Source organism: Corynebacterium sp. CCUG 71335, from assembly GCF_024454075.1.
Taxonomy (GTDB): domain Bacteria; phylum Actinomycetota; class Actinomycetes; order Mycobacteriales; family Mycobacteriaceae; genus Corynebacterium; species Corynebacterium genitalium.
The window spans coordinates 67,232-89,229 of record NZ_JAGPYY010000002.1 but is presented as its reverse complement, the minus strand read 5'-3'; the positions used below and the strand labels follow the sequence as shown (position 1 = coordinate 89,229).

Sequence of the window (21,998 nt, the reverse complement as noted above, 5' to 3'; positions counted from 1 at the left end):
CGGAAAAGTTGACAAGCTTGGGATCGATCCGTATCGCGAAAACGCCCTGACCTGGTGCTTTGTTCCTAGGCAGAAATCGAGTTTGTCAACTTTTCCGCAGGCTCCATTGTCGTCGAGCCCGTGCCCTCGAGACTTAGCTCGGCCCTGCCGATTCGGCGGCTGTTCTAGGCAGCCATTCTCGAACGCACGGCATCCCTCAAGTGTTGCGGGATATCGGCGAGGGTGCCTGCTGTCACCCTGATCACTAGCCATCCGCGGAGAGCGCATTCGATGCCTATGCGCGAGTCCTTATCCCTTTGGGTCCGTTCGAGGTGGTGCTCACCGTCGTACATCAAGGCAATCTTCAGATTAGGGAGAGCGAGGTCGAAGACGGTGATGAGGCGGGATTCGTCGTAAAGCGGAAGCTGCTCTACGAGGAAAACCTGCAGCTCTTTGCACACAGCGACGCTTAGCAACCGCATCTCGGTCTCCTTCGGGGAATCGGCGAACCGGCTGGAATGGCCAATCAAAATGGCGAGCCACCGCCTATTTAATCTGCGTGCCGCGGCATCGACAACATCCTCGAGTCTGACACCGAGATGACGACGAGCCATGTCGAGCACTTGAATGCACCGCACCTCAACCGCTGTCAATCCCTCGACGTGCAGGACCCGCCATGAATGCAGGCCAGAACGGATATGGCGAATAGCCTCGACGACCGCATCCGCGGGCGGTGAGATCCGAACGTCAAGTCCGCGGTACGTCACGATCCACGGCACGGTCCCGCTGAGATGAGAAACGTGCGGGGTGAAAGCTGTGGCCGCCTGTTTCGTGCGAACCCGACCCGCGAGGGTCGTGTCGCAGTGGTCAGCGAAGAATGGGAGACCGAAAACGGCTAGTGCGCTGAGCCCGGATATCGAATGATTGGGCCGTTCCAATGCCATGGCGAGTGCTCGGGCAGCGGCAGGGGCCCGGTAAACAATTCGACGGGGGTGGTCCCACGACTGCGATTCAGCCAAGTCGAGCGGGCGACCGAGAGTTGGATCGATCGCGTAGGTGGATGTGACGGTCAGGCCCTCGCCGGGTTCACGGAACCCCCGGCGAACGGCGGAAGACACATCCATCCCATTGAAAGCGTGCAGGGGTTGGTCTCTGAACGAAGAGGGGTAGCGCGGGTTTCTCATGTCCTGTTGGACTGCGGTAACTGTTCGTTCGGTTCCCTCCCTTCGGCTGGGAGTGCGGAAAAGTTTACAAACTCGAACCAAGTTCAGACACCCAAAAGGCTATGACCAGCGCGTTTGTTTCTAGACCGAAATCCAGTTTGTCAACTTTTCCGCAGGCGCCGCTGAACGCCCGCGCGCCCACGCGGGCCCTGCCTCACTCCAGGGCCCCAAACCCCTTACCGCAGCACGTCGCGCCCGTACTTCAGCGCCATGGTGAGCAAGTTGGCCCACTTCTCGGGGGCCAGCCCGTCTGGCCCGGCGATGGGGACGATGCGCTGTTCAGCGACGGTGCGAGCTTCGGTGAATTTGAGCAGGCCGTCGTCACCGTGGCGGCGGCCCACACCGGAGCGCTTCCAACCGCCCATGGGCGCAGCGATGGAGGACCAGCCTGCGGCGTACCCTTCGTTGATGTTCACGGTGCCGGCTTCGAGCTGGCTCGCGATCTCGCGGGCTGTCGCGGGTTTGCCCCACACGGACGCGTTCAGGCCGTATTCGGTGTCGTTGGCGCGGCGGATGGCTTCTTCGTGCGAGTCAACAACCTCGATGTAGACGACGGGGCCGAAGACTTCTTCGCGGTGGAGGCGGGCGTCTTCAGGCACATTGAGCAGCACGGTGGGGGCGTAGAAGTTCTCACCGAGGTCGGGCAGGCGCTTGCCGCCGGTGGCCACGGTCGCGCCCTTGGACACGGCGTCCTCAACGAACGAAGCGACGGTGTCGGCCTGGTCGGAAGAAATCAGGGAACCCATGTCGATATCCCAGTCGTGGCCTGGGCCGATGCGCATCTTCTCGACGCAGCGCACAAACGCCGGGATGAACTTGTCGGCCACGTCGCGGTGGACGTAGATGCGCTCGATAGAAATGCACAGCTGGCCGGTGTTGGAGAAGCAGGCGTGGCGCACGCCGGAGACGACCTTGTCCACGTCGGCGTCGGAGGTGACGATGAGCGGGTTCTTGCCGCCGAGCTCACCGGAGAAGCCGATGAGTCGCTCGCCAGCCTGGGAGGCGAGCTTCGCGCCGGTGTCGGAGGAGCCGGTGAACATGAGGTAGTCGACCGAGTTGACTAGCGCCTGACCCACCTCACGGCCGGAACCAGGCACGACGGTCAGCACATCTTTGGGCAGGCCGGCTTCAGCAAGCAGTTCGGCGGCGCGCAGGGAGGTCATCGGGGTCGACGAGTCCGGCTTGAGCACGACGGTGTTGCCCGCCATGATCGCCGGGATCGCGTCAGAAATGGCCAGGACGAGCGGGTAGTTCCAGGGCGCGATGATGCCGACCACGCCGACGGGCGCGTGCTGCACCTGCGTTTTCGTCGCGATTGGCAGGGCGACCTTCGCGCGGTCCGGGGAGAGCAGTTTCTCCGCGCGGTAGGCGTAGTGGCGCGCGGTCAGCGCGTTGTCCAGCACTTCTTCGAAGGCGGCGCGGCGGTTTTTGCCGCTTTCGTCCTGGATGATGTCCAGGAGTTCCTTTTGGTGCTTGAGCACGAGGTCGTGGTAGCGCAGCATGATTTTCTTGCGCTCTTTGACTGCGGTGGCGGCCCATTCGGGCTGCTTGGCGCGGGCGCGCTCGACGGCTTCGAGTGCCGTGTCGGCGCCGTAGTAGTTGGTGGTGCCCACGATCGTGCCGTCGGCGGGGTTTTTAATGGTGATGGTCGTGTTGTTGTTCACGCTCGTCGTCATAACCCCCAAATCTAGTGCACCTGGCGGCGACGGTACAGGTAGTTTGCGCCAAAAAATTACTTAGCGACGTCTCCGCCCACCCCGACAAACCTGCGCACCAACGAGCGGTATGCCGCGGCAGTCAGGGCGACGTCTTCCACGTCAATGTATTCGTCGTGGGAGTGGAGCTGGTCGAGGACTTCGCCGAAACTGCGCTCGCGGGCGTGCAGCGCGAATCCGTAGCCGACTCCGCCGAGGCGGCGGCCAAAGCGCAGGTCGGAGCCTCCTGCGGCGATGGTGGGTACGACGGGGACGCCGGGGAAGAACTCGTCAAGCGTATCGACGATAGCGTCGTAGAGCGGGCCCTCCGTCGGCGACACCGTGGCATCTTCGGTGATGAGGTGCTCGACGGTGACGCGGTCAGCGAGGTCACCCAAGGCGTTCCGCAGCAGCTCGTCGATTTCCTCCTGGGTCTGTCCCGGCAGCGGGCGAATATCTAGTTCGAGGTACGCGGTCGACGGCAGCACATTAATAGCGCCGCCGGCGCGCAGCACGGTGGGGGAGGCGGCTAGGTGGCTCATCGCGTGGGAGTAACGGGCCAGGTCGCCCAAGGCCTCGTAGTTCTCGCCGCGCAGCAGTTGTGCTTCGGTCTCGGGGTCGAAGCGGAACGCGCGGACGTAGCCCTGCCACAGCTCGTCGGAAACGACGTCGGGCTCGAGCGCGGCCAGCCGGCGCGCCACTTCGCCGATCAACCCGACGGTCATCTCGCGGCCGTAGGGTGCGGAGCCGTGGCCTGCATCGCCATGCACGGTCAGGCGGCGCTGAGCTGCGCCTTTCTCACCGACGACGACAACGATCGCGTCACCATCGCCAACCACCGGCAAGTGCGATCCAGCTGTCTCGGACAGGCAGTTGCGCCAGCTGAAGGCCTCGGGCTCGTTCTGGGAGATCCAGCCGGCACCCAGGCCGCCACGGGCTTCCTCATCGGCGCAGCCGACGAAGGTCAGGGTGCCGCGCGGCGGGTTGCCTGCCTGCGCCTCAATAGCGACTTCGCGGGTGACGGCGGCCATCGCTGCGGTAATGAAGAGCATGTCCATGGCACCGCGGCCGTAGATGCGGCCGCGGATAAGCTCGGCGCCGAAGGGGTCCTTGGTCCACTTCGGTTCGTCGACAGGGACGACGTCGGTGTGGCCGAGGAGGGTGAGCGGCTCGGCGGACGGGTCGGAGCCCTCAATGGTGAAGGCGACGGAGACGCGGCCCGGGTGCGGCTCGAAGCGGCGCACGGACACGACCGAGGAGTCCTCCCCGAGAGCCTCCGCGAAGAAAGCCTCGAGGGTTTCGGCGTTGCGCACCTCCTGGCCGGAGTCTGCCGTTAGGTCGTTCACGCAGGCGTTGCGGATGAGCTGCTGCAGCAGGTCGACGGTGGTGTCGGTCAGCTCGGTGGGGGTGCGGTCTGTCATTGGCGGTGTCAGTGCTCCTTCGGGCTTTGGGTGAGGGTGCCGGTCGGACTGGATTCCAGAATGTATTGTGCGAGCTTATCCAACGCGTTCTGGCAGTCTTCTTCCGAGCCGTCAAGTGAGCGGGCCGCAATAGCGATGCCGTAGGTGGTGTCGCCGATGGTGGTAAAGCCCATTTGGCGGGAGTGCCAGGAGCCGTCGTCGGCATCAGACCAGCCGCCCTTGAAGGGCATGTCGGCAATGCGCCCGAGGCCGTAAGAGTGCTCCGGGTTGATCTTGTGCATCTCGTCGATCACGGGGTGGTCCTCCGGCAGGGAGGCCAGGTGGCGGGCATAGCGGGCCTGGGCGGGAACGGGCCACACGGTCGTTCCAAAATACGGTCCCACCTGGACGGACATTCCGCCTTTGGCGATCTCTTCGCCGACGATCTGGCTGGCTTCGTCGTCGGAGCCCAGGCACGACCACAGGCTTGAGGCTGCGTCGTTATCGGAGTATTCGATGGAGGCGGATGTCAGCTCCGCAAGTGTTTCCTCGTCGTAGGAGCAGTGGTCTTGCGCGACCACAGCGATCGGGATTTTGATGGTTGACCAGGCGGGTAGCATGCCGACGGAGCCTGCGGAGGCGTCGGTGGTGCCGTCGAAAAGCGAAATGCCTGCCTGGGTGTCTGTATCTTCCTCGATGGCGGCGACGGCCTCAGCCATGTCGTCGAGGTCCAGGTGCTGTGGTGCAGGGGCCGGTCCGGGCGTGACGGGAGGAGCATCCTCAGGCTTGTTTCCGCAGGAACTAAGCCCTAGCGGGAAAGCGAGACACGTGGATAACAGCAGTGCCGCAGTCGGCGTGGGACGCTTCACAAGACTGATACTGTAGCCCCTTTTCAGTAGGGTTGACAGACATGGGTGGTCTTGAGGTCGTAGGCAGTGTTGAGGAAGCCGTTGATAAGCTCATTGAGCTGTATCGCGCATCGTGCCTCCTCGCCCGCGAAAGCCTCGATTCCGGTGACGTCGCGCGCTATGAGGGCGTGAAGTACTCGAAGATCGCCGTGGAGGTCAAAGAGTGGCACCCTGTCGACCGCTCGCAGCCGTTCGGGTATGTCGATGAGGCTGGCGTGTATTCGGCGGTGCTGTCGCGGCCGGACATGATGGCCCGCTATTTGCGCCACCAGCTGCAGTGCCTGGTGATCAACTACGACTGCGAGATCGCCGTCGGCTATTCCGACGTGGGCATTCCGCCGGAGTACATCCGCGGGCTCGAGGGCATCAATGAAGCGCGGCGCTCACGGTCCGGCAACCTCATTCCGCGGCCGACGCTTGACGACGTCCACGATGCCATCATCGACGGCGACTGGGATGCCTTTCACGGACCGGAGAAACCCCTGTTCCACTTCGGGCCGCAACGTTTCGACATCGCGTGCGCGCGGATCGAGCACTACACCGGCATCGAGGTCGATTCGGTGCAGCGGTTCATCCTGTTCACCAACTACGAGATGCACACGCGTGAGTTCGTGAAATTCGGGTTGTCGCAGCTCGCGGGGGAGGAGACCCGTTACTCGGCGCTGATTCTGCCGAACGGGCGCACGATCACGCGCGGGGATGTCGCCGACATCGACCAACTGGCCATGGATTTGGCTTCGCGCTACCAGATGCCGCGCTTCGACTTGGCCGCCGAGGATAACTCCGGCGTGACCATGATCAATATCGGCGTGGGCCCGTCGAACGCGAAGACGGTGACGGACTGCCTCGCTGTTCTGCGCCCCGAGTGCTGGATCATGATCGGCCACTGCGCCGGCTTGGATGCCCGCATGCGCATCGGCGACCTTATTCTGGGCAACGCCTACGAGCGCCGCGACCACGTGCTGCAGAACCACATCAAGTCTGAGCTTCCCATTCCCGCCGTGCCGGAGATCCAGCGCACGCTAGAGAAATCGGTGAAGAAGATTTACGGCGAGGAGGAGCAGTCCCTCATGCGCACCGGCACGGTGCTGTCCACGGACGACCGCAACTGGGAGTGGCAGACCCCGCGCGAGCTGTGGGATTGGTTGCGGCACTCCACCGCGGTGGCCGTGGATATGGAGTCCTGCACCATCGCGGCGAACGGGTACCGCTACCGCGTTCCCTACGGCGCACTGCTCGCCGTGTCCGACTTGCCGCTGCACGCCGTGCCGAAGCTGCCGGCTGCGGCGCAGGCCTTCTACTCCAACTCGAAGGAAGCCCACGTGATGTGCGCTGTCCGCGCGATGGAACGCCTCGCCGAGCACCCTGAGCGCCTGCGTACCCGCAAGCTGCGCCGTGCGCAGGGTGAGGTCCCGTTCCGGTGACCTGTCATGACCCGGAGTTCAACGACCCTGCTGTCGAGCTCGCTCACCGCAGCGCGATCCGCTCCATCGAGCGCGTCGTGCATGAAACAGTGCAGCCAACTCCGCCCGAGCAGGCACTCGCGGAGATTGCCCGCATGCTCAACCGCGGCCCCGCCCTCATCCTCACCGGCGCTGGCATGTCCACGGAGTCCGGCATTCCCGACTACCGTTCGCCCGGCGGTCGGTTGTCCAAGGGCCGCCCGATGACGTACCAGGAATTCGCCCATTCGCCGGCTGCGGTGCGCCGCTACTGGGCCCGCGCCTTCGTGGGCATGCGCTACATGCGCGCCGCTCACCCCAACCGCGCCCACTTCGCGCTGGTGGAGCTGGAGCGCGCCGGGTTGATCCGCGGCATTGTCACACAAAACGTCGACGGGCTTCACCTCGAGGCGGGTTCCCAGAATGTCATTGCGCTGCATGGCGACATGGAGCACGTCGTGTGCCTCGATTGCGGCCGCCGCGAAACACGCACGCTTTTCGACGCCCGCCTCGACGCCGCCAATCCCGGCTACTTCGAATCCGTCACCGTGACTGAGGGCATGATCAACCCCGACGGTGACGTGGAGTTGCCCGATTCTGCGGTGGAGCGGTTCACCATGTTGACGTGCGGGGCCTGCGGGGGCCAGCGGCTCAAACCGGACGTGGTCTACTTCGGTGAGAATGTTCCGCGGCAGCGCCGCGCCGAGGCGGGGCAGTGGCTGGCGGAGTCGACATCGCTCATTGCGGTGGGGACGTCCTTAGCCGTGATGAGCGGGTACCGCCTCGTGCTTGACGCACGCGCGCAGGAGAAGCCGGCCGCGGTGGTCAACGGTGGTCCCGGCCGGGCCGATCAGAAGGTGACCACAGTGTGGCGCAGCAATGTCGGCGACGCGCTGGACAGCATTTTGGATGAGCTCGGGCTCTAGGTGCGGCCAGAGTGCGGGCCGGTTGTGCGGCGAATCTGTGAATCAGCCCTCAAAATGTGGTGACTTTTCGGGACTCGCGTAGATAATCCACGGTTTATGCGACGAGGGCAAGTAGCGTTTCAACCGTGAAACAGCTGGCTGGGCGGGTAAGCATCGCCGTGACACTCATCGTGGTGATTGTTTTCGCCCTGTACCGTTACTGGGCCAATCATCTCGAAGGCACAAGTGTCTTCGAAACGGATATTCCACTGGACTTGTGGATTTACCTCCGTGGTGGCGAGCGGGTGCTCGACGGGGTGAATGTCTACGATGCCCCGATCTATGACGACCTTCCGTTCACTTACCCGCCGTTTTCCGCCATGCTGTTCGCGGGGCTGAGCCTGCTGCGCGATGAGACAGTGACCATGTTCTGGCACATTGGCGCCCTCATCGGTATCGGGTGGGTCATCTGGGCTTGCCTGAAACGGTTGAAGGTGCAGGTCACGCCGCTGCACGCTGTGCTCATCCCGCTGTTGACCGCCACGTTCGTGCTGATGGCCGAACCACTGCATGCGACGATGTTCTGGGGGCAGATCAATGTCATGCTCATGGTGCTCGTCTGCCTCGACTTCCTGCCGACTAAGTACCGCCTACCGGGTATCGGGGTGGGTCTGGCCGCGGGCATCAAGCTCACCCCGGCGTTTTTCGGACTGCTGTTTCTTGTGCAACGGCGTTGGCTCGATGCCCTGATCAGCTTTGTGACGTTCCTGGTCACAGTGGTCGTCGGGTACCTCACCGTCCCAGATGCGCACGTGTTCTGGACGCGGGCGGCGTTCGATTCCGAGCGCGTCGGCGTGCACACCAACCCGGGGGCGCAGTCGCTGCGCTCCATCCTGATCCGCGTCTACGGGGTAGATTCCACCGCGGTGTGGGCGGCGATCGTCGTCGCCATGATGGTCCTGCTCGTCTGGACGTTGTGGCTGTGCGTCAAGCACGACAACATCCCGGCAGCGGTCGGACTGACCGGCATCGGTGCGTGCATGGTGTCCCCGTTCAGCTGGTACCACCACTGGGTGTGGCTCGTGCCGTTCGGCATCGCTGTGTTCGTCGCAGCCAACCGCGCCGGCGCCGGTTACGCGCAGAACAATCCGGTGCGCTGGCAGGCCGCGGGCGTGCTCTCGGTTGCGGCGTTGTTGCTGGTCATCCTGCCGTACTGCGCAACGAACGTGGCAACGGGGTGGCTCGCGGACGAAAGCTCCACGCCGCTGCAACTGTCTGAACGCTTCCACATGCTCCGCTACGTTGCTGGGGCACTGATCATGATGCTCGGCACGGTGGGGTACTACCTGTTGCAGGAAAAGCGCTACGGCCGCGTACCCGCCGACCGTGCCGCGACTCGCTCCCCAGGCGCAGACGCAGACGCAGGCGCAGGCGCTGACGGCTCCACTGTCACTACAGTGGAGGAGCATGATCTACAGCTTCGAGGGCACAACACCGGTCATCGCTGAATCGGCGTTCGTGGCGCCGGAGGCGACCATCATCGGCGACGTGGTGATCGGGGAGGACGCGGCGATCTTCCCGGGCGTGGTCATCCGCGGTGACGTTGGCGGCATCCGCATCGGTGCCCGCACGAACGTCCAGGACAACAGCGTCATTCACGTCCAGACCGGCACAACGACCGTGCTCGGCGACGATGTCACTGTCGGCCACATGGCCATGGTTCACGGTGAAGAAGTCGGAAACGGCACGATGGTCGGCATGGGGGCGACGGTGCTGGCCTACTCGAAGATCGGCTCAGGCTGCATCATCGGCGGCGGCGCTGTCGTGCTCGAAGGGGCAGAAATTCCCGACGGCTCGCTCGCCGCGGGAGTTCCAGCGAAAGTGCGCCGCGAGCTTTCCGACGACGAAAAGGCCGGGCTGGTCAATCACGCCGCCATGTACGCGGACCTAGGCCGTCGTCACGCTGAGGGGCTCACGGAGCACGAGGTCTAGCGCGACCGCGCGGGCGATGTCGCGCACCATTTCGCGGTGCGTGGGGATCATCCGCAAGCTGGCGGCCGCCCCATCCGGCAGGTTCGCCCGGACGGTGCGGGCGAAGACGGCGGGGGCGTGGGGGTCGTCGATAAACGCGCTGCCAGCGACGACCAACGTGGAGGCGTCATGCTGCGCCATCAAGTCCGCCGCGACGGCGCCCAGCTCCTCAGCCCTCTCGTCAAGGGTCTGTCGGGTGGAGGAGTGGGACGAGGCGTGGGATACAGCGTCGATAAGCGAGCTGGTGGGCTCCTCAATGCGCTCGAGCAGCCCGTGCGTGGTCAGGTCCTCGCGGTCGACCGCGATGGGCAGCACGCCTTTGTCTTCGGTGACGGCAGCGCCGATGGAGTCGTCCGCGAAAATCGCCATGATGGAGCCGCTGCCCGGGTGCTGGTCAGACTGGATTTCGGAGCCGATAATGGCAGCGACGGCCGAGGTCACGGTGACCGGGACGGAGAACTGTTCGCGCAGCTGGGCCGCGAACGGAGCATCGTGCCAGCCGAGGTTCGGCGCCGTGACCGCGCCTTGCGGGCTGACTGAGCCGGACGTGGTCACCCCGACGGTGGCCAGCGGGCGGCCCAGATCCGCCATGAGCCGGTTCAGCCCCGCCATGATGTGCTGGATGAAATCGTCCTGGCTGATGCTGGCGACATCGATCTCCACGTCTGTGTCGCGGATTGTGCGGCCTTTGATGTCGAACAGCGCGATGTACGTGGCCGCCGTACCCACCGAAATCCCGGCGTGGACGGGGTGCGTGTCGCTCAGCTCGAGCGGAATGATCGGGCGGCCGCGGCCTTTCGACTTCGATAGGTCCGCCCGCTCTGTCACATACCCGGCGCTCATGAGCGCCGCGATGGCGCGCGTGACGGTCGGCTGAGACAGCCCCGTCGCCGTGACGAGCTCACTGCGGGACGTCACAGGACTCAACCGCACCATGTGCAAGCATTTCGCCGTCGGGTTGTGGGGGCGCGAGAACGCGGACCACGAGGATTTCATAGTTTCCATCATAGAACGGAACTAGACCGGCTAGTCTAATCGAGGCCCCCGTAACAGCTCTGGCAGGGCTTTTGCTGCCGTGTCAACCAAAGTTACATTTGAAATTCTAGACAGCTCGGTCTGCATAGGGGTGACCTCAATAATGGGAGTCCCCAATTCATGCGCGAGCAGCGGTAACCCGGCCGCCGGAAACACCACCCCGGATGTGCCCACGATGACGACCAAGTCCGCCTCAACCATGCGCCGCTCCGCCTCGTCCCACTCCTTCGGGGGCAACGGCTCACCGAACCACACCACCCCCGGACGCACCAGGTTCCCGCACAGCGGGCACGAAGGAGGCGTGAGCTTTTCGACGGGCTCTTCCGGCAGCTCAATTTCCCCCTTATACGGCCGCGAACAGATGGAGCAGCGGAACTCGAACAGGGAGCCGTGCAGGTGCACGATATCGTCCGGGTTGTTTGGGCCGTCAGGGGTGCTGTTGACAAGCACGGCGCGTTCATGCAGATTATCGATGTTCTGCGTGGTCACAGTGACCCGCACTCCCTCGCGGCGGCCCCATTCAGCGATAGCGAGGTGCCCGGCGTTCGGTTCGGCGCGGCTGGCCAGGCGGGCGCGCCAGAGGTACCAGGCCCACATGGGTTCAGGGTCGCGCGCCCAGGCGTCGATCGAGGCCATTGCCTGCGGGTCGACGTTTTCCCATATCCCCGTAACGGCATCGCGGTAGGTGGCGATGCCACTGTCGGCGGACATGCCAGCACCGGTGAAAACTTCCACCCGCTTCGCGTCCCCGACAAGCTGACGTGCATATTCGAGTCCGTCCATGGGCCCCACTGTACCGTTACGTGCAAAGTGCCTTGAAGGGTTAGACTCTGCGACTATGAGTTCATCCATCTCGGTTGGTTCTGCGGGCAGCGACCGCCAGCCCTCGCTCCTCGACGCGACGTGCGAAGACTTCGTCTACGATCTCGCGGAGCTTTCACCAACGGTGGCCACCGAGATCGGCATCCCCGGTCACGACCACGAGTTGCAGGACTTCAGCCCAGAGCACTGGCACGCCATTGCTGACCGCATCCGCGACTTGATCGCCGACGTCGACGCGCTGAACGACGGCACCGACGACTCCGACGATGACGATGACTTCGATGGAGTCGATTACGTCACCGGCGCTATCTTGCGCGACCGGATGGCCGTCGAGCTGGAGTTGCACCACCGCGGGGAGGACCTGCGGATGCTCAACAATATTACCTCGCCGGTGCAGGTCATCCGCAACGCCTTCACCATCATGCCGAAGGTGACAGATGAGGACTTCGACAACATCGCCTCCCGCCTGGGCCAGGTGCGTTACTCGCTGGCGGGCTACCGCGAGTCCTTGGCGGAGGCGGCGAGCCAGGGTGATGTCGCCTCCCAGCGCCAGATCGACGCCGTGATTAGCCAGTGCGAGGCGCTGGCCGAAGACGGCTCGATGTTCGAGGAGCTCGGCCTCGAGGCTGATGCCGAGCCGGTGCGCCAGGCGAAGGAGGCGTTCGCGGAGATGGCGGACTGGCTCTCTTTGGAGCTCGCCCCGCTGGCCGCGCACACCGACGCGGTGGGCCGCGAGCGCTACGAGCTGTTCTCCCAGTTTTTCCTCGGCCGCACCGTTGACTTGGACGAGGCGTACGACTGGTCGCTGGAGACCCTCGCTGAGCTGGTCGAACGCCAGCAGAAGGTTGCGGACGAACTGTACGGCGAGTGCACGGCGCGCAGCGCTTATCGACGTCTCGACGAAGACCCCGACTACACCGTCAACGACGACGTTGCTCTGGTCGATTGGATGCAGGCGATGAGCGACCGGCTGATCTCCCAGCTCGACGGCACGATGTTCACCCTGCCAGAGGAGATCAAGACGCTTGACTGCCGCGTCGACGAGAACCTCGGCGGCGGCCTGCGCTACACCCCTCCGTCAGAGGACCTGTTGCGCCCCGGCATCCTGTCCTGGTCGGTGCCGGAAGGTCAAGAGTGCTTCCACGCCTGGCAGCAGCTGGCCCGCATCTGCCACGAGGGCGTGCCCGGCCACCACGTGCAGCAGGGGATTGCCATGACGCAGCGCAACACCCTCAACCTGTGGCGTCGCACCTTGAACTGGAACGCCGCCCACGGTGAGGGATGGGCCGTCTACGCGGAGCGCATGATGGAGGAGCTCGGTTTCTTCGAGGACCCGGGCTACCGCATGGGCCTTCTTGATTCCCTGCGCCTGCGCCTGGCTCGCGTCGCTGTCGACATTGGTGTGCATCTGCACAAGAAGACCCCGGACGGCACAGGCAACTGGGATGTTTCCTACGCCAAGGCGTTCCTGCGCGACAACACCGCCATGAACGAGCTGAACCTCACTTTCGAGCTCGACCGCTACATGGGCTGGCCGGCACAAGCCACCACCTACGCGCTCGGCTACCGTGACTGGATGGACCTGCGCGAAAAGGCCTGTGAGAAGGGCATGACACTGCTCGAGTTCCACGACAAGGCGCTGCGCCTGGGTTCCATGCCGATGGACATGTTGGCCCACCAGGTGCTGGGACATTAGCCAGCTACTGACCGGCCAACTAGCCGCGCGAAAGCCGCCGGAGGATCTTCGGCAGCGCTGCCGCGAAGACGAGAATGCAGATCAACCTGATCAGCTGCAATGACACCACGGCCGGCCCGCCGCCGCCTTCGCTAGATAGGGCGAGGACGGTTTCGATGGCGCCGGGGCTCGTGGCTAAGTAGCCCTCGAAATAGGTGATCCCGAGCCAGAGCGAGACGACCCACCCCATGGCTGCGCAGGATGCCATGACCACCACGATGAACGTGATGGTGGCGGGCAGCAATTGCGCGAAGCGTTTCAGGCCGGGCACGTCCAGGCCGCCGCCGCAGATCCACCCGACGGACATGAACGCCATCACGGCCAGCGGCTCGGGCGGGATGATCGGCACTGGCAACACAGCCGCCAGCACGGCGGTGAGAATGAGCGGGCCGAACACGCTCGCCGCGGGCAACCGCGCCCAGGAGCCGAGCCGGTTGCCCACCACCGAGATCGCGGGGATGAGCAGCCACATCCACCACTGTCCGCTCGCACCCGCGGAATGGTCGCCCCCGGGCGTGACCAGCAGGGAGGCGACGAGCGGCAGCGTCATCGACACCGCGAGCAGCCGCAGGTACTGGGTCAGGGCGACGTAGCGCATGTCGGCACCCAGCTCGCTCGCCAGTGCCGGCATGATCGACGCCCCACCGGACAGCATCGACAAAACGCCTGTTTCGCGGCTGACCCGCCCGCGGGAGTATCCGGCCAATGCGAGCCCGCCGAAGAACCCGATGCCCACGATCACCGCCGCCGACACCAACCCCGGCACCAGGTAGTGCAGCAGTTCGCGCGGTGGCACCCCGGCTAGCGGCACGGCGGCGAGCACGCCGATGATCCCGCGGCAGAACGCGTAGAACTGTTTGTTCACGTGCAGTTCGCGGCCCGTGCCCAGCGCGGAGATCCCGGAGACGATGATCGCGGCGAGGATCCACGCCGCCGGCACGTTGAAACGCGACAGCGCAAGCCCCAACGCCACCGACGCCGGGGCGACGATCATCCACCGCTGCCACTGCTTCACGTCGCGCTATGCTACTCCCCGTGACTGTCGTTCTCGTTCTCGCCGCTGCGCTCGCGGGCTGGGTGGACGCGGTCATCGGCGGGGGAGGGCTGATTCTCATTCCGGCGCTCATGGCCGGCACGTCGCTCCCGCCGGCGGCGGTGTTGGCGACGAACAAGATCGCGTCGGCCTCCGGCACGGGCACGGCGGCGGTCACGCTGGTCCGTCGCGTAGGCGCGCCGCGGCATATCTGGGGTTACGCGCTCATTGCGGGGTTACTCTCAGGGTGCGGCGCGGCGTTCGCCTCGCTTATCGACGCTTCCATCCTCCGCCCCCTCATCATCACCCTTCTTCTGACCGTGGGGGTGTTCGTGGCATTCAACCCGTCGTTCGGGACGGCGTCGGCGAACCCGATCTTGACGCGCCGCCGCGTCGTGTTGGGCGCGTGCCTGGTGGCGGCAATTGGGTTTTACGACGGCATTTTCGGCCCCGGCACCGGCATGTTCCTCATCATGGGTTTCACGGCGTTGTTCGCCCAAGACTTTCTGCGCTCGGCCGCGATGGCGAAGGTGGTCAACACCGCCACCAACGTGGGTGCGCTGGTGGTGTTCATCTCGGCCGGGTTCGTGGACTGGCCGCTGGCGCTCGCCTTAGCGGCCGCGAATATCGTCGGCGCGCAAGTCGGTGCCCGCACCGTCCTCGGTGGTGGGGCGCGGCTGGTCCGCTACGCCTTGCTGGCCCTCGTGGTGGTGCTTTCTGGCTATTTGATTTACCAGCAGATCGCGTAGCGGGCCACAGCTCGCGTTCAGCCCCCGGCGTTACGGTGAGTGTGTGCTTAGAACGATGAATGCGGTCGCCGTGACTGTCGGCCCGTTGGGCGGCGAGGACTGCGCAGACGTCGCGGACGTAGTGGAAGCGGCGTTATGGTTTGCGCGTCAAACCAGCGCGGAGAAACTTCGTCTCATCGCCGAGCCGGAGGAGATGCTGCAGCTCGCCGTCGCCCTGGCTACCCGGGAACACATCCCGGACAACCTCGTGCTTGTGGAGACCGGCCACGAGCTCAACGACGAGTTCGTCGCCGTCTCCTCCGACTTCGTCCTGAAACTTACTCGAGAACAAGCGAGCCGTTGACCAGACCGATCACGGCGAAGACAGCACCGACTGCAATGAGCGCCACCACGACCCATTCGAAGGTGTTGAACGGCTTTTCCTTCACGGCTAGGCGCGTCCACACGTAGGCGATGAGGCCCGGGATGACGGCCAACGCACCGAATAGGACGTACACCGGGTCAGCTGCGTAAATCAGCCACAGTGAGTAGATGAAGCCGATAATTCCGATGGCGAGGTGCCGGCGGTTGTCGGTTGCGGAGACTTCGGGGCCGGAGTCGTCGAAAAGCGTGCCGGCGTGCGGGTGTGTCAGCCCCTTGCCGCGCACCGCTAGCAGAATGAGGTACAGCGTCGAGAAGATGTACGGCAGCAAGTACATGATCGTGGCTAGCTGCACCATCGCGTTGTACGACGTCTCGTTGGCGAAGAAGAGGATCACGCAGAACTGCACCACCGCCGTGGAGATCAGCTGTGCGATGTATGGCGCGCCCGAGGCGTTTGTGGTGGCCAGACGCTTCGGCAGCAGGCCGTCTGTGGCCATCATGACGATCGGTTCCGCGCACAGCATCTGCCACGAGATGTAGGCGCCGAGCACCGACAAGCACAGGCCGATGGAGATGAGCACACCGCCCCACGGGCCGACTGCAGCTTCGAGCACCGCGCCCATCGAGTTGTCTGGCAGCGCGGCGAGTTCTTCGCGGGTAAGCACGCCATACGACAGCGTCGACACCGCCACCAGCAGCGCCAGCACGGACAGGAAGCCGATCACGGTCGCCCGGCCGACGTCCTGGCGGGAGCGGGCCTGCTTGGAGTACACCGATGCGCCCTCAATGCCGATGAAGACCCACACGGTGAACAGCATGATTCCCTGGAGCTGCTCGGACAGTGGAATGCCGGAGTTCTCACCCCAGAAGTCGAGCGTGAATTTGTCCCAGCTGAAGCCGACGAACGCGATGAGCACGATGAAGGCGAGGATGGGCACGAGCTTGGCGATCGTCGTGATCAAGTTCATCGCCGCCGCCTGCTTGATGCCGCGTGTCAGCGCGAAGAAGATACCCCACGTCAAAAGCGACACGGAAATCGCCATCACCCACGTGTTGTCCGGGTCGAAGAACGGGATGTAGTGGCCCAGCGTGCCGAAGAACAGCGTGGCGTACCCCACCTGCGCGATCACCGAGCCGAGCCAATAGCCCCAACCGGAGGTGAAACCGATGAAGTCGCCCAGGCCGGCGCGCACGTAGGAGTACACGCCGGAATCCAGGTGCGGCTTGCGGCGGGCGAGGGTCTGGAAGACGAAAGCAACGGACAACATGCCCACGCCCGCGATCGCCCAGCCGATGAGCATCGCGCCGGGGCTGGCCACCGATGCGATATTCTGCGGCAGCGCGAAAATTCCGGAGCCGACAGTCGAACCAATAATGAGGGAGACCAGCGTCCAAATCGTCACTGAGGGCGCGCGCTGGTTATGGGCAGTACTCATAGATGAATAGATTACTGTGTTAAGCCTATAAAATTCACATCCGGTTCTTAGTCCGCGCTGTCGCAGGCGCGGTCCACGGGTCCTCCGGCCAAGGATGTTTCGGGTAGCGGCCGCGCATTTCCTTGCGCACGTCCTGGTAGGGCCCGTTCCAAAAGCTCTCCAGGTCGTCGGTCACAGCGAGTTCGCGGCCCGCGGGCGAGAGCAGGTGAAACAGCACCCTCTCATTGCTTATCGACGGACTCACCCCCAACCCAAAGCACTCCTGCAACTTCACCTTCACCACCGGCCGGCCGCTGCTGTAGTCAATGCGGGGGTGGGAGCCGCTCGGCACAGATAATTTTTCGGGGGCGAGCTCATCCATCCTGGCGGCTTCGGGCCACGGGAGCTGTCGGGTAAGGGCGGCGTGCATATCCAGCTTGTCCAGTGGGGTGCCGTGGGCGAGCTGCTGGGTCTCTGGCGAGTAGTCGCCCTTTGTAACGTCCGGCCACGGGTCGCCGTGCTGGGCGTGGAGGAAATCGAGCCGCTCTTTGAGTCGTCTGGCTTTGTCGTCGAGGGGGAACTGCTCGAAGCTCAGGTGCTTCAGCGCCTCCGCCGCTTCCTCGGCGGTGAGTTGAATGGGTGTTGAATCCAGCTCAATGGCGCCTATGGAACGCACCCGGCGGCCGCGCACTTTGCCGCCCTCGAGCGTGGCTGTGGTCTCGGTGGTGACGCGGTGTGCGGGGAAGTCAGTCGCCGCCGCCGCGCGAATGATGGCGCCCTTGTGCGTCAGCTGTACTTCGGCGGCGACGATCCAGTCGGCGGGCGGGATGGACGAGTCGAGAGTTGCGCGGGTGCCGCTGGCCAGCAAGTATTCACGCTCGTCGAGACGCTTCGCCACCCACTCCGGGTAGGCGGAGGCGACCACATCGCCGGCCGGGACGGGCGCAGAATCTGGCACCATCTTCGCTAGGTGTTGGACCTGGTTCTTCGGCGCGCGGGCGTGGGCGTGGGCAAGGTCGCCGCCGATTCCCTCGGCGAGCGCAGCGACGGTCGGGGCGGCTCCGGAGCCATGTTCTAGCAGCGCGGCACCGAGGCGCGGGTCGAGCGGGAGGCGGGATAGCTGCTCACCGAAGGGGGTGATGGCTCCGCCTTCGAGCGCGCCAAGCGCCTCCAACGTTCGATGCGCGGCTTCCAGTGCGCCGGCAGGTGGCTGGGTCAGTAGCGGTAGATCCGGTGAGCCCCACGCCGCCAACGTCAACGCCGCAGAGGTCAGGTCCGACGTGGCGATCTCCGGCACAATATCGGCGCTGAAGTGCTGGTAGTCGGATTCCGAGTACGCCCGCAGCACCTCACCCGGTCCGAGACGTCCCGCGCGGCCGGCACGCTGGTCTGCGCTCGTCTTCGCCGCTGAAACGGTGACCAGGCCCGTCATGCCGCGGGCAGCGTCGCGGCGGGGGACGCGCGACAGCCCGGCGTCGACGACGCGACGGACACCGGGGACGGTAATGGAGGACTCGGCAATGGATGTCGCCACGACGACCGGAGCATCACCGTTTAGCGCGTCATCTTGTTCTTTCGAGCTCAGCCGGCCATGGAGTGGCGCAGCGGAACCGTTCGGCAGGTGCGCGCAGACCTGGTCCACTTCGCGCTCCCCGGGAACGAACACGAGGGTGCGTTCGCTGGCGCCGTGCGCCAGGTCGGCGACGTGCGCGTAGAACTCCGGCGACCCCTCAGCACGGCCCGGATGCGGGTGGTAGGAGACGTCCAGCGGATGGGTGACTGCTTCGGTGGAGAGGATCTGGGCACCCATGTGCTCCGCCAGGGCGGCCGCGTCGAGGGTGGCCGACATCGCCGCCAGGTATAAGTCCTCGCGCAGGAAGGCGACCTCCATGGCCATCGCCAGGACAAGGTCGGTGTCTAGCTGACGCTCGTGAACCTCGTCGATGATCACCGCGCCGACACCGGTCAGCTCTGGGTCGCGCAGCAGGCGATTGAGCAGGACCCCCGGCGTGACGAACTCGACTAGCGACCCATCACGGTGCTCACCGCGGATGGAGTAGCCGACGCGGTGGGAGGAGCCGTCGAGAAGCGAAAGGCGTCGCGCGGCCGCACGCACCGCAACTCTGCGCGGGGCCGTGACCAGCGTCAACCCTTCGACTTTGTTGCTGATCGCCGGCGGGACCAGCGTCGTCTTACCCGTGCCGGGCGGAGCCTCAACCACCAACGGGCCGTGCGCGGGCAGGTCGCCGATCACGCCGGCGACGGGGAGGCCCTGGCCAATCACGGAGAGGTCGAACATGTCGGACCAGGGTAGCCGAAATGCACACTGTAGTGCGCAAAGCGCGGTTTACACGGGTTTGCGGGGCGCTTTAATGTCAGGAAGCGAAGGGGGAAACATGACATTTCACAGCCACACTTTCCACTACCAGCCAGACCGCAACGACGACTACAGCTACCCAGCCGCCATCATGGCCACCGACCTGTCCACGGGGGAGACAGTCAGCGCCATCCTGCGCGTCGACCATCCAGCCGCGCCCGCCGCGCACGACGCCCGCGCCGTCGCCGCATTGCACAAGCTTATCGACGAGTTCTACGCCAACTTCACCATCGGCATCCCATTCCACGAAGTGCCTACCGGCGACCACATCACCTGCGAATGCAACCCGGACGTCGAAGGCGACGACATCGATGCCGCGCTGACCATGCTCATGCAGGTCCACGTGACCGGCCCAGCGCAGCTCGCCGCCGGCGCATACGAAACGTTCACCATCGACTACCGGCCGAACCAGACTGAGCACTACCCGCTGGCGATCTTCAGCTACCACCAGACCAGCGGCCGGTTCACCGGTTTCGCACTTGCGGAACCGAACCCGTTCCTACCGCGCCTCAACCGCCAGCAAAAGCGGACAATCAAACGCGAAATGGACGCCTTCTTCCACCGCCTCAACGCCGGTAACGCCCAAGAGGCACTGAGCAGGCTCGACCGGCCGCGGTTCGGTGTATTCCGCATCGATCACTACCACACCCGCAACATTCACAAGGCCCTCCAGTTAGGAATCACTGACCTCTACGTGGCCCACTTCGGCGACAGCGCTGAGGAATTCGACGACGAGATCGAGGACTACTGGGACTACCTCGATGACTTCGACGACTTCGACGACTTTGAGGAGCGCAGCGCCTAGCCCGCGCTTTCCTCACCCGCGCCGTTCAGCTTCCGCACGACCTTTCCCGGCACCCCGGTGACCAGCGAGTCGTCGGGGATGTCGCGCGTGACCACCGTCCCCGCCGCGATGACGCAACGGTCGCCGACGGTCACGCCGGGTAACACCATGGCACCGGCGCCGAACCAGCAGTCGTCGCCGATGCGGACGGGGCGGCCGCGCTCCCAACCGTCGGCACGCTGCTGGGCGTTGTCGACCGGGTGCTCAACGGTGATGATCTGGCAAGCCGGCCCGAACAGCGTGCGCTTGCCCACTGTCACTTCGGCTACATCGAGGATGACGCAGTTGTAGTTGAGGAAGCAGTCCTCGCCGAAGGTGGTGTGGATGCCAAACTCGAAGTAGATGGGGGCGAAGACGCCGGGGAGGGAAGAGCCGTCGGCAAGCATCGCACGCAGCAGCGCCTCAGCGCGGGCAGGATCCGTGTTGCCGAGCGCGTTGAATTCGCGCATGAGCTCCCACACGTTCGCGTGCGCGGCATCGGGTTCGGGTGACCCAGGCTTGTACCAGTTGCCGGAAGAGACATCGTTAAGCGAAAAATCTTGAGCCATGCGCTCCAGACTATGCGTGTGGCACGTCCTGCCATCAGAATCGAGCTCGCCCTGCCTGTGCGAGCAGGGCGCGGTGCGGTACCTGAGCTGGAATGGAAGGAGCCGGTGTTGGCTCAACTGACCGCTAAATATCCGTTGATGACGGTGGATTAACGCTACCCCATCGCCTCGTCTCAACTGCGTTGACGCAGCGGCCGCCAAGAATGCCTCAAGCGGAACGCGGATTCTTCAGACTTCGAGGGTTGGTTTTCACCTAACTCGATTTTGCCTGCCGGAGCATAACCCTTAGGTACATAATGAGAGACGCGACTATTGCGCTGCACAACGAAAGATAGGGGCATGTCATGGCGACTAACACGGGTGACGGTTACCGAAAGGGGCAGGTTCGGGATCGCTATCAAGTTCGGAACGAGAACACCAAAAAGTACGACAAGTACGACAGCAACGGAAACTACGTTGGATCCAAAAAGTCAGAAGGTAAGTATAAGGGGATCGAGGAGCGCGCCGCTCGAAAGCATTCCCGCTAGTAATATTCAACCGTGGCCCCGTGGTTATCGCTCTCACAGCTGTTGCATGGCTGGTGCCGACAATCGTGCTCGGCGTAACCCTCGCTCTGTCAAGCGATCGCTGCTGAGCGACGGAGTAGGCGTGACCCACCGCGCGGTCATATGCGGTCGTCCTGGGTTTCGGGTTCGAGGGGAGCCGAGAGAGTGTAGACGGTGCAAGAGACACCGTTAGGAGAAAAATCAGAATCCATGCCCGCTAGGATAGACTTCCCCGCATGGAGAAAATTGCTGTAGTCACGGGCGGTTCCGCTGGCATCGGGGAGGCTGCGTGCCGGGCACTCGCAGGTGACGGGTGGACGGTGTATGTCGCCGCGCGGCGTGAGGAGCGGTGCCGCGCTATTGCCGACGAGATCGGTGGTGTCGCGGTCGAGCTGGATGTGACGGATCAGGGGAGCGTCGATAAGCTTGCGGAGCTTGTACCGCGCGTGGATCTGCTGGTCAACAACGCCGGCGGTGCGAAGGGCCTTGATTTTCTGCGCGACGCGAAGCCGGAGGATTGGGACTGGATGTACCAGACCAACGTCATGGGCACCGTGCGCGTGACCAAGGCGCTGTACCCCGCGCTCGTGGCGGCTGAGGGCCTGGTCATCAACGTTGGCTCCGTCGCAGGATGGGACGCTTATGTCGGCGGCGCCGGATACAACGCGGCGAAGTTCGGTCTGCGCGCCCTCACGCGTGCTTTTCGACGAGAAGAAGCCGCCACCCCCATCCGCATCACCGAAATCGACCCCGGCCGGGTGGAAACCGACTTTGCCTTCAACCGCCTCGGCGACGAAGAGAAAGCGGCGCAGGTCTACGCCGATAAACTCAACCTCACCGCCGAGGATGTCGCCGAAGCGATCCGGTGGGTTGCGTCACTGCCACCGCACGTGAACATCGACACCATGAGCATCATGCCGCGCGACCAAGCAGAACGCTAAACATTAGGA

The 21,998-nt window shown here is 64.3% G+C and carries 19 protein-coding genes; 9 read left to right on the top strand and 10 right to left on the bottom strand.

From position 1 onward, the window contains the following. Positions 1-164: 164 nt before the first annotated feature. From KBX19_RS01945 to KBX19_RS01930, 4 genes are all read right to left on the bottom strand, one after another. Complete coding sequence (locus KBX19_RS01945; protein WP_255997215.1) at positions 165-1,097, bottom strand: hypothetical protein; 933 nt, start codon at positions 1,095-1,097, stop codon at positions 165-167. Positions 1,098-1,378: 281 nt separating this feature from the next. Further along, positions 1,379-2,878: a succinic semialdehyde dehydrogenase gene (locus tag KBX19_RS01940; RefSeq protein WP_255997214.1), complete on the bottom strand. Its 1,500-nt coding sequence runs from the start codon at positions 2,876-2,878 to the stop codon at positions 1,379-1,381. Between the two features lie 56 nt (positions 2,879-2,934). Continuing rightward, complete coding sequence (locus KBX19_RS01935; protein ID WP_255997213.1) at positions 2,935-4,317, bottom strand: M20/M25/M40 family metallo-hydrolase; 1,383 nt, start codon at positions 4,315-4,317, stop codon at positions 2,935-2,937. 8 nt (positions 4,318-4,325) lie between these two features. Next, positions 4,326-5,165, bottom strand: a complete 840-nt coding sequence (locus KBX19_RS01930) for a class A beta-lactamase-related serine hydrolase (RefSeq protein WP_255997212.1) — start codon at positions 5,163-5,165, stop codon at positions 4,326-4,328. 41 nt (positions 5,166-5,206) lie between these two features. Here KBX19_RS01930 and amn point away from each other — a divergent pair, with 41 nt between their 5' ends. From amn to KBX19_RS01910, 4 genes are all read left to right on the top strand, one after another. Next, positions 5,207-6,628 carry an AMP nucleosidase gene (amn, locus tag KBX19_RS01925; protein ID WP_255997211.1) on the top strand — a complete coding sequence of 474 codons (1,422 nt, stop codon included), beginning with the start codon at positions 5,207-5,209 and terminating at the stop codon, positions 6,626-6,628. Then, a complete protein-coding gene (locus KBX19_RS01920) occupies positions 6,625-7,572 on the top strand; it encodes a Sir2 family NAD-dependent protein deacetylase (protein WP_255997210.1) in 948 nt (315 codons plus the stop codon). The genes amn and KBX19_RS01920 overlap by 4 nt, the downstream gene beginning before the upstream one ends. A 125-nt stretch (positions 7,573-7,697) precedes the next feature. Then, positions 7,698-9,059 (top strand): glycosyltransferase 87 family protein, encoded by a 1,362-nt coding sequence (locus tag KBX19_RS01915; protein ID WP_255997209.1) that lies wholly within the window; start codon positions 7,698-7,700, stop codon positions 9,057-9,059. After that, entirely contained in the window at positions 9,019-9,543 is a 525-nt protein-coding gene (locus tag KBX19_RS01910; protein ID WP_255994692.1) for a gamma carbonic anhydrase family protein, read from the top strand. Before KBX19_RS01915 ends, KBX19_RS01910 begins: the two co-directional genes overlap by 41 nt. Here KBX19_RS01910 and KBX19_RS01905 read toward each other — a convergent pair. Together KBX19_RS01905 and KBX19_RS01900 are read right to left on the bottom strand one after the other, a co-directional pair. Then, the gene (locus KBX19_RS01905; RefSeq protein ID WP_255997208.1) at positions 9,499-10,578 is read right to left on the bottom strand and encodes an ROK family protein; all 1,080 of its coding nucleotides are present in this window, start codon (positions 10,576-10,578) and stop codon (positions 9,499-9,501) included. The two genes, KBX19_RS01910 and KBX19_RS01905, sit on opposite strands and share 45 nt — an antisense overlap. A gap of 30 nt (positions 10,579-10,608) precedes the next feature. Beyond that, positions 10,609-11,400: an NAD-dependent deacylase gene (locus KBX19_RS01900; RefSeq protein WP_255997207.1), complete on the bottom strand. Its 792-nt coding sequence runs from the start codon at positions 11,398-11,400 to the stop codon at positions 10,609-10,611. 55 nt (positions 11,401-11,455) lie between these two features. On the opposite strand from KBX19_RS01900, the gene KBX19_RS01895 reads away from it, so the two are divergent. Then, complete coding sequence (locus KBX19_RS01895; protein WP_255997206.1) at positions 11,456-13,135, top strand: DUF885 domain-containing protein; 1,680 nt, start codon at positions 11,456-11,458, stop codon at positions 13,133-13,135. A 19-nt stretch (positions 13,136-13,154) separates the two neighbouring features. Here the strand turns inward: KBX19_RS01895 and KBX19_RS01890 are convergent, their stop codons facing one another. Beyond that, positions 13,155-14,189: an AbrB family transcriptional regulator gene (locus KBX19_RS01890; protein ID WP_255997205.1), complete on the bottom strand. Its 1,035-nt coding sequence runs from the start codon at positions 14,187-14,189 to the stop codon at positions 13,155-13,157. An 8-nt stretch (positions 14,190-14,197) separates the two neighbouring features. On the opposite strand from KBX19_RS01890, the gene KBX19_RS01885 reads away from it, so the two are divergent. Both KBX19_RS01885 and KBX19_RS01880 read left to right on the top strand, forming a co-directional pair. Further along, complete coding sequence (locus tag KBX19_RS01885) at positions 14,198-14,956, top strand: TSUP family transporter (RefSeq protein ID WP_255997204.1); 759 nt, start codon at positions 14,198-14,200, stop codon at positions 14,954-14,956. A 43-nt stretch (positions 14,957-14,999) separates the two neighbouring features. Then, entirely contained in the window at positions 15,000-15,299 is a 300-nt protein-coding gene (locus KBX19_RS01880; RefSeq protein ID WP_156774787.1) for a hypothetical protein, read from the top strand. On the opposite strand, the gene KBX19_RS01875 is transcribed toward KBX19_RS01880, so the two are convergent. Further along, positions 15,274-16,755, bottom strand: coding sequence for an amino acid permease (locus KBX19_RS01875; protein WP_255997203.1), 1,482 nt, complete (start codon positions 16,753-16,755; stop codon positions 15,274-15,276). The two genes, KBX19_RS01880 and KBX19_RS01875, sit on opposite strands and share 26 nt — an antisense overlap. Before the next feature lie 34 nt (positions 16,756-16,789). Then, positions 16,790-19,033 (bottom strand): ATP-dependent RNA helicase, encoded by a 2,244-nt coding sequence (locus KBX19_RS01870; protein WP_255997202.1) that lies wholly within the window; start codon positions 19,031-19,033, stop codon positions 16,790-16,792. Positions 19,034-19,130: 97 nt separating this feature from the next. On the opposite strand from KBX19_RS01870, the gene KBX19_RS01865 reads away from it, so the two are divergent. Continuing rightward, the gene (locus KBX19_RS01865; protein ID WP_255997201.1) at positions 19,131-19,916 is read left to right on the top strand and encodes a hypothetical protein; all 786 of its coding nucleotides are present in this window, start codon (positions 19,131-19,133) and stop codon (positions 19,914-19,916) included. On the opposite strand, the gene KBX19_RS01860 is transcribed toward KBX19_RS01865, so the two are convergent. Next, positions 19,913-20,503, bottom strand: coding sequence for a sugar O-acetyltransferase (locus tag KBX19_RS01860; RefSeq protein ID WP_255997200.1), 591 nt, complete (start codon positions 20,501-20,503; stop codon positions 19,913-19,915). The genes KBX19_RS01865 and KBX19_RS01860 overlap by 4 nt on opposite strands. A gap of 781 nt (positions 20,504-21,284) precedes the next feature. On the opposite strand from KBX19_RS01860, the gene KBX19_RS01855 reads away from it, so the two are divergent. Beyond that, positions 21,285-21,989 (top strand): SDR family oxidoreductase, encoded by a 705-nt coding sequence (locus KBX19_RS01855; RefSeq protein WP_255997199.1) that lies wholly within the window; start codon positions 21,285-21,287, stop codon positions 21,987-21,989. Positions 21,990-21,998: the final 9 nt, after the last annotated feature.